The sequence below is a fragment of the Mycobacterium sp. 852002-50816_SCH5313054-b genome (genome assembly GCF_001667185.1).
GTDB lineage: Bacteria > Actinomycetota > Actinomycetes > Mycobacteriales > Mycobacteriaceae > Mycobacterium.
In genome coordinates this window covers 1-15,748 of record NZ_LZIC01000082.1, presented here as the reverse complement: position 1 = coordinate 15,748, position 15,748 = coordinate 1, and the positions used below count along the sequence as shown (strand labels likewise).

Genomic DNA, 15,748 nt, shown 5'->3' with positions numbered 1-15,748 from the left:
TTCCGACCTGCGCCCCCCGGTCGTCGCCGCGCCGTCGGTGTCGCCGCCGACTACTCCAGTGTCTGGTGCACCGGTCGCACCGTCGCCGTCAACGTCGCCTTCGGCTGGCAGCCCAATGATGTCGACGGTCCAGCGGGGCGCAGCAGCCAGCCAGGCCGGAGCAAGCGCAGCATCCCCCGCGAGCGCGTCGGCGTTGGCGGCTACGGCGGGTGCCGTGGCGGGCGATGTCTCAAGTCGTGCCGCTGAACAGCAGCGGCTGCAGCGCCTCGTCGAGGCGGTAGCCCGGCAGGCTCCCGGCCTGTCGTGGGCCGCCGGACTGCGTGACGATGGCACCACGCTTCTGGTCAGCAGCATCGGTTGCGGTTGGATCCCGCCGAACGTGAAGATCCCCGTCGGGGTGAATCGGCTGCTGGAGCCGGCCCTTCGCAGAGCAGACGCCAGCGTCGTCGACCTGCTGGGCGTCGTCACGGCCGCAGCGGTGCACAAAGCCAACGGATTCATCGCGAGGCCAGGGCCCGACGACCCGGCTCTTACCGGCGATCGCGTGGCACGCGCAGGGCCAGAAGTGGACGAGCTGGGCCCCGCGCTCGTCGAGGCAGTGCGGCGACGTGACGGGTTGCCGCGGATCGCCCAGACTCTGGCACGGGCCGCGAGCCGAGGAACCGGAGTTACCGACAACGAAATCGACGTGCTGCAGCACGAGCAGCAGGTCGCCTACCAGAAAGCGATGGAGGATCCACACGAGTTGTCGGCGGCTGCTGACTGGATGCTTCTGGCCGCCATCGACGCCCTTATTGCGGGGCATGAATCCCTCGCGCACTACCACGTGGCCTGGTACGAAGCCGTTTCGGCAAAATCGCGGTGACTACAAATCACGCCGCTGGGGCTCTACCATTCGACACACGGGATGGTTCGAGGGTTGAGGTGCGCTCATGACTACGGGGGGACGGCCGATATCCATCGATGGTCCGACCCTGCCCACGGCGCCTCACTTTCCGCCGACGGTAGGGCCGAACCCGATGCCCGGCGGCGGCGGAACAGAGACTGATTTGGCGGCCGCGGGACTAGCTCAGCTGGGCAATCTCGGCGTGCCCGGTGATCAGGCGGCCAGCGTTGCAGCTGAAGCCGATCGTCGGGCGCATGCCCTCGACGCGGCGCAGAAGTTCCCGGCCAACGAGGCCGAATCGAGTCAGCAGTTCCAGCAGCTGGCACAAATGATTCCGCAAATGGCCTCGGGTATCGCAGGTGCGATCACCGGCGCGCTGGGCGGCATCATGCAACCGCTCACCCAGTTCCCGCAACAGGCAATGCAGGCCGCGGAGAGCGCCATCCAGCCGCTGATGGGAGCGGCGAAGGGCGGCGGAGCTGCGGAGGCCGCACTGACCGGCATGTCGGGTGACGAGGCCGTGCTGGACAGCGGCGCCCAGGGCGGGGGCGGCTCCGGTGGCGGTGGCGGCATCGGCGGCGGCGGCGGCACGACGCCGACCGGCTTCATGGGCCCGCCACCCGTGCCGTCGTCGTCGCCTCCCACGACACCCGCGGCGGCCTCGGCTAAGCCGGTCACGGTGACGCAGACCGGTGGGACGCCGACGCAGTCCGGGCCGATGGGCATGACCGGCATGCCGATGATGCCCGGTGCCATGGGCGCCGGCGGTGAGGGCGCCAGTAAGGACAAGCCCGCCGAAAAGCGGTTGACCGTCCCGGGTATCCCCAATGGCCAGCCGGTGAAGGGCCGCTTGACCGCACCGCCTAGCGTTCCGGTCGCCAAGTCGGAGGGCAAACCGCCCGTCGTTACCAGACCCAACCGGCGGATCGTGATCGTGCCGACGGACGAAGAGCCGCAGCAGGATTAGCCGCCGCCTGCTCCGGGGTCACTGAAAATGCCGATTTCAGACCGCGGGCCCCCAAATTGTATTCAGGAACTTAATGCGCTCAGTCCCGCGACCAATGATGGCCACTAATAGTGCGATCAGAACTGAGTGGTCGGGCCGTACCGGACGCAGTAATGTCATTGCCGTGTGGCCATTATCGAAACGCCGCCGGATTGGGTTCCGTGAGGTCGGTGTCGGCTACGCAGATGCTGCCGAAAACCCTTGCGGCACAGCGGACCATCGAGCCAGCCGACCGGTAACCGGTACATGGGCCAGAAGTTATGGGAGTTGTGGCTGAGGTGTCCGATACGGATGCGGCAGGGGATAAGGCATTAGTCGATCAGGTTCTGGCCGACCTAAAGGCGAATTTCGAAAAGTGGGAGGCGGTGCTGGCCGCCCAAGAGGCGGTGACTTTTACCGCCGACGTCGGCGACGTCTATGCGGTGTGCAATTCCGACGGGCGGCTCACCGGGCTGTCCTTGGCCCCGCACGTGATGACGTCCTACACCTGTCGGGAGTTGATGGATCGGCTCAATATGGTGTTCGAGGCGTTGCGCGAAGAGGCGCAGGCCGATTTCGATCGGAATTACGGTGGGGGAATCGTTGAGTGATCCCGCGATGACGCAGGCGGTGGCGGCCCTGTCACGTGGCCACAGCCTTTTCGTCGGCGCCGACGCCAGCCGCGGTCTCGGTGACGTCCCCGCGGGGGTGCAGGCGCGCGCCGACGGGATACGACGGGCCGCCCAGGGAGGCGGGTGTCCGCCGCGGGCGGCAGTGCGGTCGGGAGCCTCGGCGGCAACGCTGCGCCGGCTGGCGGAGGCCGACGGCAGGCTGGACGCGATCCAGGCGAGAGCGCGCGCCGATCACGCGGCCGCGAGCGCCGCGACGCGGCTGAACCTGGACGCCGCGATTGCCGATGCCATGCCGGCGGCCGATACACCGATGGGTCGACGCCAGACGATGGCTCGAATGGCTGCGCGGCTGCGCGCCCAGCACGGCCACATCGTCGGGTCGCATGCCCGGGCGCGGCTGCTGGCGCTGCGGCTGCGGCGGCTGCGATATCCGCGCCCACGCGCATTAGCCGTCCGCGCCGCGATCCGTAAAGCTCTGGACATCAAGGGTATTCACGACCCTGTAGCGCGAGCCCGGTGGGAGCGCGGCATGGACCTGGTGGCCCGCCGCGAGTCGAACTACGACGCGTACGCCGAAAACAACGGGGATTCCAACGCTGCCAGGGGCACACCGAGCAAAGGGGCCTGGCAGTTCATCGCTCCGACGTTCGCTGCGTATCACGAGCCGGGCACGTCGGCCAGCATCCATGACTTGGTAGCGCAGGCATGCGCGTTCATCAACTACGCGCGGGGCCGGTACGGCGTCACCGCCGACGCGTCTGATCTGGCGAATCGGATCCCACAGGCCGATCCCCGCCGCGGACCGAGGGGTTATTGACCAATGCCATTGAGCCTGTCCAACCGCGACCAGAATTCGGGCCATCTGTTTTACAACCGGCGGCTCCGGGCGGCGACGACCCGCTTCTCGGTGCGAATGAAGCACGACGACCGCAAGCAGACCGCGGCTTTGGCGCTGTCGGTGGTGCTGGTGGCCATCGCCTCGGGTTGGATGGTGCTGCTCAACGTCCTCAAACCCAGTGGGGTGGTGGGCGATTCGCCGATCATCGGAGACCGGGAGTCCGGAGCGATCTATGCGCGCATCGACGGCCGTCTGTATCCGGCGCTGAATCTGACTTCCGCACGGCTGGCAACGGGCACCGCCGGGCAGCCCACGTGGGTGAAGCCACCCGAGATTGCCAAGTATCCGACGGGGCCGCTGGTCGGCATTCCGGGCGCGCCCGCGGCGATGCCGGTCAACCGTGGTGCCGCGTCCGCATGGGCCGTGTGCGACACGGCGGGCAGGCCGCGCACGGCCGACAAGCCGGTGGTGACCTCCATCGCGGGCCAGCTCATGGGTGGCCGGGCGATGCCGATGGCCAAGGACGCCGGACTCCTCGTGTCGTTCGAGGGCGCGACCTACGTGATCTGGGGCGGCAAGCGCTCGCAGGTCGATCCCACCGACCGAGCGGTGACCTTGAGCCTGGGGCTTGACCCGGGAGTGACTGTGCCAGTGGAGATTTCGCGTGCGCTGTTCGACGGGCTGCCCGCCACCGAGCCGCTCCGTGTGCCCACGGTGCCCGAGGCCGGAACCCCGTCGAAGTTACTGCCGGGCTCCCAGGTGGGTGCGGTGCTGCAGAACCAGACGGCCGGTGGGGGAAGCCAGTTCTATGTGCTGCTGGCCGACGGTGTGCAAAAGATCGGCGGCTTCGTCGCCGATCTGCTGCGCAGCGCAAACTCCTATGGTTCAGCGACGCCACGGACGGTGACCCCGGACGTCTTGGTCAACATTCCCGAAGTGAATTCCTTGACGGTGGACTACTACCCGACCGGGCGGCTGAACTTCATTGACTCCGCGGCCAATCCCGCCACTTGCGTGGGGTGGGAGAAGGCGTCGACAGATCCGCAGGCTCGCGTCGCCGTCTACAACGGGCGGGGACTACCGGTTCCCTCGTCGATGGACAACCGGATCGTGCGCCTCGTCCGCGACGACCGCGATCCCGCGTCGGTTGTGGCCAATCAGGTGCTGGTGCTACCGGGTGCGGCGAACTTCGTGGCGTCGACGAGCGGTGTGGTGACCAGCGACTCGCGGGAGTCGCTGTTTTGGGTGGCCGACAACGGCGTGCGGTTCGGCATCGCTTCCGACGATTCGACGCTGCGTGCGCTGGGCCTGGATCCTGCGATGGCGGTTCAGGCGCCCTGGCCGCTGTTGCGGACTTTTGCTGCGGGACCGGCGTTGTCGCAACAGGCCGCGTTGGTGGCGCGCGACACGGTGCCGGCGCTCGGACAGGCGAACGTGCTGACGACATCGGCAAGGGCGGGAGGAGGCTAAAAGTGTCGAAGAGGGCGTTTCCGATCAAACGCATCAAGATCCAGCCACCGAAACCCGTTCGGGTAGCCCCGAATGCGCCGATAGCTCTCCCCGAACGCGAACCGCGCAACATCTGGGTGATGATCGGGGTGCCGGCGCTGATCGTCGCGCTGATCGGCACGATCGTGATGCTGTACGTCTCGGGGGTGCGCAGCCTGTCGACGGGTTTCTTCCCGCTGATGGGGATCGGCGCGTTCAGCATGCTGGCGTTTTCCGGCCGGCTGGGGCGGGCGCGAAAAATCACTTGGGGGGAGCTGGAAAAGGGCCGGCGCCGCTACCTGCGCGACCTCGACGGCAACCGCGACGAGATCCAGAACGCGGTGTGCGCACAGCGCAACTGGCAGCAGGCGGTGCATTCCGATCCGCGCGGGCTCGGCGCCATCATCGGCGGCCCGCGGATGTGGGAGCGCGGGCGCGCCGACGTGGACTTCCTGGAGGTGCGGCTGGGCACCGGGGTTCAGCACGCTCCGGATTCGGTGTTGTCGGTGACCTGGCCCGACATCTCCTCGGATGAGGAACTGGAGCCCGTCACTGGCCAGGCTTTGCGCGATTTCATCTTGGAACAGCGCAAGATTCGCGATATCGCCAAGGTGGTGAACCTGCGCTCGGCCCCGGGGTTCAGCTTCGTCGGTGAGGACCTCAACCGGGTGCGGTCGTTGATGCGTTCGGTGCTGTGCTCGCTGGCGGTGTTCCACAATCCACGCGACGTCAAGCTGATGGTGGTGACCCGCAACCCCGAGTTGTGGTCGTGGATGGTGTGGCTGCCGCACAACCTGCACGACGAGCTGTTCGACGCGTGCGGGTGGCGGCGGCTGATCTTCGCCACACCCGAGGAGTTGGAGGGCGCGCTGGGAGCCGAGCTGCATATGAAAGGCCGGCGTGGCCAGTGGACACCGCTGGCGGCGGCCAGCCCGACGACGATCGGCTCGGCCTTGGAGACCGGCCAACCGGACAGCGGGGCCGACCTGGGGCCGCACTGGGTGATCGTGGACGACAACACCGGCAGCCCCGAGGCGTGGGAGAGCGTCGTAGGCCAGGTCGGCAAGGCCGGAATCACGGTGCTGCGCATCGCTTCCCGAGCGGGCATCGGCGTCGGGTTCGACCGCGACCAGCTGTACGAGATGAGCGAGCGGCACATGGCGGCGGCAGACGGCTCGACCAACGGCTCCGTGAAGGCGGCGCCGAATGGCGACGCCCTCGAGGACGATGATGGCCGCCCCGCACCGCTGCTGCGCGCCGGCGGCAAGTTCTTCGCCCACGCCGATCAACTGTCGATCCCGCGCGCCTACCGGTATGCGCGCGCGATGGCCCGGTGGTCCCCGACAAGCAGCAGCGAGATCGCCGACTCCGCCAGCGGAGCGGCAGAGCTATTGCGCGCGTTGGGGATCAGCGATCCTCGCGACTTGGATGTCGATCGGCTGTGGACCGAACGGCGCGGCCGCGGCGACGAGCGGTGGTGCGAGATCCCGGTGGGCGCCAAACCCAACGGCGAGTTACAAAACGTGATCATCCGCGCAAAGGACTTCGGCGGCTTCGGTTTTCACTCGGTGGTCATCGGCACCAGCGGCTCGGGCAAGTCAGAGTTCTTCTTGTCGCTGGTCTACGGCATCGCACTGACGCATTCACCGGAGACATTCAACGTCATCTTCGTCGACATGAAATTCGAGTCGGCGGCCCAGGACATCTTGGGCATCCCCCACGTGGTGGCCGCGTTGTCGAACCTCGGCAAGGACGAACGACACCTGGCCGAGCGGATGCGCAGGGTCATCGACGGCGAAATTAAGCAGCGCTATGAGCTTTTCACGTCGGTGGGTGCCCGCGACGCCAACGACTACGAAGAGATCCGCCTTGCCGGTCGCGACCTCCCGCCGGTGCCGGTGCTGCTGGTGATCGTCGACGAATACCTCGAGCTGTTCGCCAACCACGACAAGTGGATCAACCTCATCATCCACATCGGTCAGGAGGGCCGCGGCGCCAATGTGTTCTTCATGCTGGGCGGGCAGCGGCTGGACCTGTCCTCCCTGCAAAAGGTCAAGTCCAACATCGCCTTTCGGATCGCGCTGCGCGCCGAATCCGGCGACGACAGCCGAGAAGTGATCGGCACCGACGCCGCCTACCACCTGCCGTCGAAAGAAAACGGTTTTGCGCTGCTGAAGGTGGGCCCGCGTGACCTGGAGCCGTTCCGCTGCTTCTACCTGTCCGCGCCGTTCGTCGTGCCCAAGAGGGCAGAAGTGGTCCGGACCGTCGACATGACCCTGACCCAGCCCCGGCTCTACAACTGGCAATACCAGCCGTTGGACCAGGCGGACGCCGCGGCGTTGGAGGCCGCTTCGGCGGCCGACGATGAACCCGACGAATTCCTTTTGCACGAGGACGGTTTCAAGAAAAAGAAAATCGTCGACGTGCTGCGCGAGTCACTGCACAAAGTGCCGCACCGGGCGCCGCGCCGGCCGTGGCTGGAGCCACTGGAGAACCCCGAGCCCGTCGACGCGGTGGTGGCCGGCTGGCGGGGCAAGCCGTGGCACGTCGACTACGGCCGCAACCCGGGCCTGGTGTTCCCGGTGGGCATCATGGACATCCCCGAGGAATCCAAACAGGTCGTGCATTCCATTGACGCGTTGCGCAGCAACATCATCGTGGTGGGGGCCAAGCAGCGCGGCAAGACGACCACGCTGATGACGCTGATGTGCTCGGCGTCCATGATGTACACCCCGTCGCGGGTGACGTTCTTCTGCGTCGGCGGAGCGACCATGGCCCAGATCGGGTCGTTGCCGCACATCGCGGACATCGTCTCGCCCAAGGACACCGAAGGCATCGAGCGGATCTTGAGCAGCATGGACGCGTTGATCGACGCCCGCGAGGACGCGTTCCGCCGCGCGAACATCGATCTCGACGGGTTCCGCGAGCGGCGGTTCGGCCCCGGCAGCGACGGGCTGGGCGGCACCGACCCGAACGACCCGTTCGGCGACGTCTTCGTCGTGGTCGACGATTACGACGATCTGTACACCAAAGACATGGTGCTGGGCGATCGGATCATCTCGCTGAGCAGCCGCGGTCCCGAATACGGCGTGCACGTGATGTGCAGCGCCGGGGGCTGGATTCACGGGCAGCGGCAGAAGCTGCTGCAGAACGCCACCGCGCGAATCCAGCTGCGGCTGGCCGAGCCGGGGGAGAGCCAGATGGGCCAGTCGGCGATCGAGTCGCGCGAGGCGGCCCGTCGGACCGTGGACCGTCCCGGTTTCGGTCTGACGGACTCGCTGCACGAATTGTTGGTCGGCCTTCCCGCGATGGTCGATCCGGCGACCCGCACGCTGGTGGGCACCCCAAACGTCGGCGCCCGCGTCGCCGAAGTCGCCGGGGTCACCAAACACGCTGTCCTGCAGCGGCTACCGGATCGCGTTGAGCTCGGCGCGATTCTGGCGGCTCACGCCGGCGCGGACGATCTGTCGATCGCGTTCGCGATCGGTGAGCGCCACCAGCTCGGTCCGGTTCCCCTCCGGCTGGCGGAGAGCCCCGGGCTGATGATTCTGGGTCGGCAAGGTTGCGGCAAGAGCACGTCGCTGGTCGCCATCGGCGAAGCAGTGATGAGCCGGTTCAGCCCGGAAGAGGCCCAACTCACGCTGATCGACCCCAAGGCCGCCCCGCACGGGCTGCGCGACCTGCACGCCCCCGGCTATGTGCGTGCGTACGCCTACGACCAGGACGAGATCGACCGCGTCATCACCGAACTGGCCCAGGAGATCCTGCTGCCCCGGCTGCCGCCCAAGGGGTTGAGTCAGGAGGAGTTGCGGGCGCTCAAGCCGTGGGAAGGGACCCGGCATTTCGTGCTCATCGACGACGTGCAAGACCTGCGGCCGGCGCAGGCGCAGAGCTACCCCGCGACGGCGCCGGTGGGAGCGGCGCTGTGGATGCTGATGGAACGCGCGCGGCAGGTCGGTCTGCACGTGTTCACAACGCGCAACAGCACCAACTGGGCGACTCTGCAAATGGACCCGTGGTGGCGCTATCAAACGTCGGCGAAGGTCGCGCAGCTTTATATGGACAACGATCCGCAAAATAAGATCAATCGGCTTCTTCGCGCCCAAACGTTGCCGCCGGGGCGTGGATTGTTGGTAAGTGACGAATCCGACGTCGAGGGGATTTTGGTCGGCCTTCCGTCGATGGTTGCCGGCGAATAGCGGGCCAATTCTGAAAATGGCAATTTCAGCGTGTGCATCCCGAAAGTGGCAGCCTGCCAGCAGTTGTCACCCACCATATGCAACAGAGCGTGACGGTCGTTGCAGGAGTGGCGACAGCGGCAGCTGGGGTAGAAGTGGCATTAATTCGACGCCAGTATAATTGCGCCAGAACGCCGATCCTTCACGAATTTGATAGCGGCCAGATCAGCAGATAAGAATTGTGAATACGCGATCTGCGGGTAGGCACTAGACTGGCCGACATTCGCAGAGACCGGCTGCGAGATGTTCGGAGGGAATCATGTCGTTTGTCGTACCGCCCGAAGCCGTTTTGAGCTCAGCGGGGGCCGAATCGGCGGTCAGCGCAGAAGTTGAAGGGGCGGCCGCGGCGGCCGCGCCGGCATTGCTTGGCACCCTACCGATGGGCAATGACCCCGACTCGGCACTGTTCGCCACGGCGCTGAACGCGTGCGGCGGCGCCTACCTAGGTGTCGTCCAGGAGCACGCCGTGCAGCGCGGATTGTTCGCCGGAACCCAGAGCATCTCGGCGTGCGTCTACACCGCTACCGAGGCCGCGCGCGCCTTGACGCTCGGGCTGTAAGCGGCACTTATGCCCGACCCGGGGTGGGCGGCGCGTCCACCCGAAGCAAACGACCTGCTGCTCAAGACCGGCACCGGGGTGGCCACCGTGTTGGCCAACCAAGCGGCCTGGACGGCCTTGGGCGCCAGTCACCATGCTTCGGCCAGCGCGTCGATGATCAACACCGTCGTGACCTCCGCAAGCTGGCAGGGGCTGGGGTCGGCGGGTTCTGCCGCGAGCGCCACGGCGCTCAACGCGTCGCTGCACGGGCTGGCCGGCTGGGTGGACGTCAAGCCGGCGGTGGTCGCGGCCGCGGTGTCGGCCTACCAGATGGCGAACTCCGCCATGCGTCCGGCGCCCGAGTGCAACGCCAACCGTGACGAGGAGGCGGCCGACAACATCGCCAATCCCAGCGTGTTGTGGACCTTGACCCCGCGGATCATCTCGCTCGACACCGAGTACTTCGGGGTGATGTGGCCCAACAACTCGGCGGTCGGCGCGAGTTACGGCGCCATCCTCGCCGGGCTGGCCGAGAGCCTGGCGATCCCGCCCCCGTTGGCGACGATGGGCGCCTCGCCGGCCGCTCCGGCGGAGGCGGCCGCGACGATCGGTCAGGCTGCGGGTGACGCCGCGGCCGGCGACGGGATGCGCGCGGCCTACCAGGGAGTCCAGTCGGGGACCCAAGGCGCGGGCCATGCGGCGTCGGGCGGCCAGGACATCGGCGGCCAGTTGGGTACGTTCATGCAGCCGGTGCAGTCGCTGATGGGCGCGGTTCCGCAGGCTCTGCAGGCTCCCTCGCAGCTGATGCAGGCGCCGATGAGCGCGATGCAGCCGCTGCAGTCGATGATGGGCATGTTCGCCAACCCCGGCGCACTGGGTGCCGGCGCCGGGGCACCGGCCTCGGCGGTCAGTGCGGTATCCGCGGCGCCAAGCGCGGCGGGCGGCGTCGGCGGTGGCGGAGCCTCGCTCGGCGGTGCCGGGATGCCCGCGACCACCTTCACTCGCCCGGTCAGCGCGTTCGAGTCCGGCAGCGGTGGCCGCCCGGTGGGGCTGCGTCCCAGCGGGGCGCTGGGTGTCGACTCGGTGCGGTCCCCGACGACGACAACGGCGGCGGGCGGCAGCGGCGTCGGCGGCATGCCGGTGGGCCATTCGGCCGGCGGCCACGGCGGGTCCCACAAGAAATCCGAACAACCAGCCACGGTGCGCGTGGTCGACGAAAGAGTCTGAAAAGGCCTGCTCAGCGGGTGAATCGACACATCGCGACCGCCGCCATACACTTCGACGCATCCCCCCGAGAAACCAACGGGGACAAAACAAAACAGGAAACCGCATAACCGGATTAGGAGATACCAACCGTGTCAATTGTTGTCGATGCAAACATGCTGCGAAGCACGAGTGATGCGATTCAAGCGCACATGGAACATGCGATTGCGATCGCCCAGGGCTACCTGGCCAACCAAGAAAACGTCATGAACCCGTCGACCTGGTCGGGCGACGCCGTGGTCGCCTCCCATATGACGGCGTCCGAAGTATCGAATGACCTCAACAAGGTCTTGACGGGCGGCACCCGGCTGGCCGAGGGCCTCAAGCAGGCCGCGGCGCTGATGGAAGGCCACGAGGCCGACTCGCAGCACGCGTTCCGCGCGCTGTTCGGTGGCAGCGCCCAAAATCTCGCTTAGTCGCAACCCATTTCGCTTCAGAAAGGAAAAACCATGACAGGTCCCATCGCTTACAACCCGGGCCCCGTGGCCGACTTCGCGGCCGATGTCGGATCCCGGGCCGGTCAGCTCGACGCAATCCACGCGGACGTGGCGAACAAGACCAACTCGCTTCAGGAGTTCTTCGCAGGGCACGGCGCGACGGGGTTCTTCGACGCGCAATACCAGATGTTGTCGGGCCTGCAAGGCCTCATCGACACGGTGCGCCAGCACGGTCAGACGACCGGCCACGTGCTCGATGCAGCGATCCAGACCGATACCAACATCAGCCGCCTTTTCTGAAATCGCCTGCCCCAGCGGCACTGTCGTGTCGTCGGGGCGAAGACCAAGGTGGGGCGCCGACGCCTTGCATGTGCCCCACCTTTGGTGTGGCCGGCGACCTGTCTGAGGTGAAAGTGGCGTGCTGACAACGACGATCGATGGCCTGTGGGTATTGCAGGCGGTGACCGGGGTGGAGCAGCTGTGCCCCGAGCTGGGGTTGCGGCCCTTGCTGCCCCGGCTGGAAACCCCGGAGCTCGCGCTGCGCCACCCGGTGGTCGCGGAACTGAAAGCCTGCGGCGCCCTCGACGAGGCCGGCAACGCCGATCCGATGATTCGGGAATGGTTGACCGTGCTCTTGCGGCGCGACCTCGGTTTGCTGCTGAACATCAATGTGCCGGGCCGGGATCCGACGCGGGCGGCCGTCTGCCGGTTCGCCACCTGGTGGGTGGTTTTGGAACGCCACGGCAACCTGGTGCGTCTGTACCCGGCCGGTACCGCCAGCGAGTCGGCGACTGCCACCGAGCTGGTGGTGGGGCAGGTCGAGCGGCTGTGCGGGGTCGCCGAAGCCGCGCCGCTCCGACCGGTCACCGTGGACACCAAGGAGCTGCTGGAGTCGGTGCACGACGCCGGCAGCCTGAAATCGTTTCTGCTCAAGCAGCGTTTGGATGTCGACCAACTGCACATCGTCACCATGGCCGCCGATCCCGGACGGTCGGCATCCGCGGCCATCGTCGCGGTGCAAGCCGGTGTCGGCCCGGACAGAACGGCCCGCCTCGCGATAGGGGAGTCGGCGGTGGCCATCGTCGACACCGCGGCCGGCCGGGTCTGCGTGGAAGGCATGACTTCGGGCGGGCGGCGCTACCAGGTCCTCTCACCGGGGTCACGCAGCGACATCGCGGCGGCCGTGCAGCGACTCATCCAAAACCTGCCCGCCGGCGAGGAGTGGTACTCCTACCGGCGCGTCGTCTGATCCACGCGGCAAAAGTGACCGTTACACCAATCATGGGAATGGTGAAGCCGAACCCGGTTCTAATGCACTCCGAGGTTTAGTGATCGCGGAAACGGCCTATCGTGAATCGTGTTAGCATCGACGGTCGTGACGACACCTTGGAATGACCCCAATATGTTTGACGAAGAGAGGCTTGGGCGGGGGGATCCGCCAGCGGTGCGCCACCGGGATTCGGTATCGGACACCATGCGTATTACCGATTTAGCCGCGCCCCGAAAAATTCCCCCGGGCTCGGGTTGGCGGAAATTCATTTATAACCTTTCGTTCCATAAAATAAATCTCGGGGAATCGCCGGGCGAACGCCATTATCGCGAATTAAAAGAACGCATCCGGCGGCACATTCGTCGACAATTCGTGATCACCTTGGTCTCCGGCAAGGGCGGGGTCGGGGTCTCGACGATGGCCGCGTGCATCGGTGGCGTCTTCCGCGAATGCCGGCCGACCAACGTGATCGCGATCGACGCGGTTCCTGGCTTCGGCACCCTGGCGGACCGCATCGACGAGTCGCCGCCCGGCGACTACACCGCCATCATCAACGACACCGACGTGCAGGGCTACGCGGACATCCGGGAACACCTGGGGCAAAACGTGGTCGGACTGGACGTGCTGGCCGGTAACCGGACATCCGACCAACCCAGGCCGCTGGTGCCGGCGATGTTCGCCGGGGTGCTGGCGCGGCTGCGACGGACCCACAACGTCATGGTGGTCGACACCGCCCCGGACCTCGAACACCCCGTCATGAAAACCGTCCTGGACAACACCGACACCCTGGTGTTCGTTTCGGGGATCACCGCGGACCGTTCCCGTCCGGTGCTGCGTGCCATCGACTTCCTCAGCGCCCAGGGCTATCACGAGTTGGTGTCGCACAGCACCGTGATCATCAACCACGCCGACAGCGCCGTCGACAAGGACGCCTTGGCCTACTTGACCGAGCGGTTCACCAAGGTCGGCGCGACCGTGGAGGTGATGCCGTTCGATCCGCACCTCGCCAAGGGCGGGATCATTGACACGGTCCACGAGCTGAAGAAGAAGTCGCGGCTGCGGCTGTTCGAGATCACCGCCGGGCTGGCCGACAAATACGTGCCGGAGGCCGGAGCGGAGAGGGCCCAGCAGTGACATCGCCCCACAAGGTTGCCTTCCCGGCCCGGTGCGCGGTCAACATTTCCTACGACAAGCACCTGTGCTCCCAGGTGTTCCCCGCGGGAACACCGGTGGAAGGCTTCTTCGAGGGCATGGTCGAGCTGCTCAGCGACGACCTGAAGCGCAAGGGATTCGACGGTGTGGCGCTGCCGCCGGGCAGCTACGAGCTGCACAAGGTCAACGGGGTGCGCCTGGACATCAACAAGAGCCTCGACGAGCTCGGCGTCCAGGACGGCGACACGCTGGTTCTGGTGCCCCGCGTCGACGGCGAATCCTTTGAGCCGCAATACGAATCGCTGTCGACGGCATTGGCGGCCATGGGCAAGTGGCTCGGCCGCGACGGCGGGGATCGGATGTTCGCCCCGGTGACGGCGCTGACCGCCGCGCACACGGCGATCGTGATCGCGGCCATGGCGGTCGGTGTGGTGGTGGGCCTGACCCTGCGGGAACGCGCCCTCAGCGACAGCCTGATTCCCTCCGCCGTCGCGGGCGGGGTTGGTGTGCTCCTGGCGATCGCCGCCGCCGTGGTGTTCGCGGGATGGCCGCAGCGGCGCGACATGTTCAGCGGGTTCGCCTGGCTCACGGTGCTTTTGGTGGCCGCCGCGGGCGGCTGCGCACCGCCTGGGAAGCTGGGCGCCCCCCACGCGCTGATCGGGCTCGTGGTGGTGATCCTGGGCGCCATCGCGATCAGCGCGGCGACCCGGAAACGATGGCAGACCGCGGCGGCGACCGCCGTGGTGACCGTGTGCGGGATCGTGGCCGCGGTGGCCGCCGCACGGATGTTCCGCCCGGTGTCGGTGCAGGTGCTGTCGATCTGCGTGCTGTTCGGCGTGCTCGTGCTGGTGCGAATGGCGCCGACGATCGCGCTGTGGGTGGCGCGCGTTCGACCGCCGCACTTCGGATCCATCACGGGGCGTGACCTGTTCGCGCGGCGCGAGGGCATGCCGGTGGACACCGTATCGCCGGTGAGCGCGAACGAAACCGAGGACGAGGACGACGAACTCACCGACATCACCGCCCGCGGCGCGGCGATCGCCGCGTCGGCGCGGTTGGTCAATGCGGTTCAGGTGGGCCTGTGCGTCGGGGTGTCGGCCGTGCTGCCGGTCGCGGTGTGGGGCGTCCTGGCGCCGGGCCGGCGTTGGGCGTGGCTGGCGCTGGTGGTGGCCGGCCTGGTGGTAGGCATCTTCATTACGCAGGGCCGCGGGTTCGCGGCCAAGTACCAGGCGGTCGCCCTGGTCTGCGGCGCCTGCGCGGCGGTGTGCGCAGGTGTCGTGAAGTACGCGCTGGCCGGCCCGAGGAGTCTCGAGACCGGGCTGATCTGGCCGGTTGCACTGGTGGTGGCCTTCGCCGCATTGGGTTTGGCCGCAGCGCTTTTGGTGCCCGAGACGCGGTTCAGGCCGTTGATCCGGTTGACCGTCGAATGGCTTGAGGTGTTGGCCATGATCGTGTTATTGCCGGCCGCCGCCGCGCTGGGAGGGCTGTTCACGTGGCTTCGCCACTGAAACCAGCGTGCACCCGGGCCGCCGCGATCGCCGCGGCCCTGATCCTAATCGTTATCACCGGCAACATCCCTGCCGCCCACGCCATTTCACCCCCCAAGGTCGATCCGGCACTGGCGCCACCGGACGGGCCGCCGCGGCCGGACCAACCGATGCGCCGCGCCAACAGTTGCTCGGCGCCGATCACCGTCAAGACCCCGGACGTCTCGCAGATGGCGCCCGGCTTCGACCTGCTCAACATCAGCCGTGCGTGGCAATACAGCACCGGCAACGGCGTGGCCGTGGCCGTCATCGACACCGGGATTTCGCCCAATCCGCGATTGCCCGTGGTCCCCGGTGGTGACTACATCATGGGCGAGGACGGCCTGTCGGACTGCGACGCGCACGGCACGGTCGTGGGCGCGATCATTGGCGCTGCGCCGCAAGGGCTTATCCCGATGCCGCGACCCATTCGTGCCCTCCGCAGCCGCACGGCCGTGGCCACCACGAGCAGACCGGCGATCACAGCGCCCAGGA

General features: G+C 67.1%; 13 protein-coding genes and 1 pseudogene. All 14 read left to right on the top strand.

The features are described from left to right. Positions 1-214 precede the first annotated feature (214 nt). On the top strand, positions 215-865 hold the full coding sequence (locus tag A5787_RS28225) for a DUF5631 domain-containing protein (RefSeq protein WP_156763997.1): 651 nt from the start codon (positions 215-217) through the stop codon (positions 863-865). A gap of 67 nt (positions 866-932) precedes the next feature. Further along, positions 933-1,853, top strand: a complete 921-nt coding sequence (locus tag A5787_RS17655; RefSeq protein ID WP_369829134.1) for a hypothetical protein — start codon at positions 933-935, stop codon at positions 1,851-1,853. Between the two features lie 308 nt (positions 1,854-2,161). Continuing rightward, positions 2,162-2,482 carry a DUF2710 family protein gene (locus tag A5787_RS17650; protein WP_231994032.1) on the top strand — a complete coding sequence of 107 codons (321 nt, stop codon included), beginning with the start codon at positions 2,162-2,164 and terminating at the stop codon, positions 2,480-2,482. A gap of 7 nt (positions 2,483-2,489) precedes the next feature. Continuing rightward, positions 2,490-3,320 carry a transglycosylase gene (locus A5787_RS17645; protein WP_082977287.1) on the top strand — a complete coding sequence of 277 codons (831 nt, stop codon included), beginning with the start codon at positions 2,490-2,492 and terminating at the stop codon, positions 3,318-3,320. 3 nt (positions 3,321-3,323) lie between these two features. Beyond that, positions 3,324-4,811, top strand: a complete 1,488-nt coding sequence (eccB, locus tag A5787_RS17640; RefSeq protein ID WP_066969274.1) for a type VII secretion protein EccB — start codon at positions 3,324-3,326, stop codon at positions 4,809-4,811. A gap of 2 nt (positions 4,812-4,813) precedes the next feature. Continuing rightward, positions 4,814-9,028, top strand: a complete 4,215-nt coding sequence (gene eccCa, locus A5787_RS17635; protein WP_066969272.1) for a type VII secretion protein EccCa — start codon at positions 4,814-4,816, stop codon at positions 9,026-9,028. A 298-nt stretch (positions 9,029-9,326) separates the two neighbouring features. Further along, a complete protein-coding gene (locus A5787_RS17630; protein ID WP_066969270.1) occupies positions 9,327-9,626 on the top strand; it encodes a PE domain-containing protein in 300 nt (99 codons plus the stop codon). Between the two features lie 9 nt (positions 9,627-9,635). After that, positions 9,636-10,832, top strand: coding sequence for a PPE domain-containing protein (locus A5787_RS17625; RefSeq protein ID WP_066969268.1), 1,197 nt, complete (start codon positions 9,636-9,638; stop codon positions 10,830-10,832). Positions 10,833-10,960: 128 nt separating this feature from the next. After that, positions 10,961-11,284: a WXG100 family type VII secretion target gene (locus A5787_RS17620; RefSeq protein ID WP_082977286.1), complete on the top strand. Its 324-nt coding sequence runs from the start codon at positions 10,961-10,963 to the stop codon at positions 11,282-11,284. Positions 11,285-11,317: 33 nt separating this feature from the next. Further along, complete coding sequence (locus A5787_RS17615) at positions 11,318-11,605, top strand: WXG100 family type VII secretion target (protein ID WP_066969265.1); 288 nt, start codon at positions 11,318-11,320, stop codon at positions 11,603-11,605. 118 nt (positions 11,606-11,723) lie between these two features. Continuing rightward, positions 11,724-12,554, top strand: coding sequence for an ESX secretion-associated protein EspG (locus A5787_RS17610; protein ID WP_066969262.1), 831 nt, complete (start codon positions 11,724-11,726; stop codon positions 12,552-12,554). A gap of 126 nt (positions 12,555-12,680) precedes the next feature. After that, positions 12,681-13,709 (top strand): MinD/ParA family protein, encoded by a 1,029-nt coding sequence (locus tag A5787_RS17605; protein WP_156763996.1) that lies wholly within the window; start codon positions 12,681-12,683, stop codon positions 13,707-13,709. Continuing rightward, entirely contained in the window at positions 13,706-15,235 is a 1,530-nt protein-coding gene (gene eccD / locus A5787_RS17600) for a type VII secretion integral membrane protein EccD (RefSeq protein WP_082977285.1), read from the top strand. Before A5787_RS17605 ends, eccD begins: the two co-directional genes overlap by 4 nt. Next, positions 15,220-15,748: pseudogene (locus tag A5787_RS17595) on the top strand (type VII secretion-associated serine protease); the annotation flags it as partial. The gene eccD and the pseudogene A5787_RS17595, both read left to right, overlap by 16 nt.

Bases quoted from the DNA above. Each gene is read 5' to 3' on its own strand.
- A5787_RS17655 (WP_369829134.1), top strand. From the start codon at position 933: ATGACTACGGGGGGACGGCCGATATCCATCGATGGTCCGACCCTGCCC.
- A5787_RS17645 (WP_082977287.1), top strand. From the start codon at position 2,490: ATGACGCAGGCGGTGGCGGCCCTGTCACGTGGCCACAGCCTTTTCGTC.
- eccB (WP_066969274.1), top strand. From the start codon at position 3,324: ATGCCATTGAGCCTGTCCAACCGCGACCAGAATTCGGGCCATCTGTTT.
- A5787_RS17630 (WP_066969270.1), top strand. From the start codon at position 9,327: ATGTCGTTTGTCGTACCGCCCGAAGCCGTTTTGAGCTCAGCGGGGGCC.
- A5787_RS17625 (WP_066969268.1), top strand. From the start codon at position 9,636: ATGCCCGACCCGGGGTGGGCGGCGCGTCCACCCGAAGCAAACGACCTG.
- A5787_RS17615 (WP_066969265.1), top strand. From the start codon at position 11,318: ATGACAGGTCCCATCGCTTACAACCCGGGCCCCGTGGCCGACTTCGCG.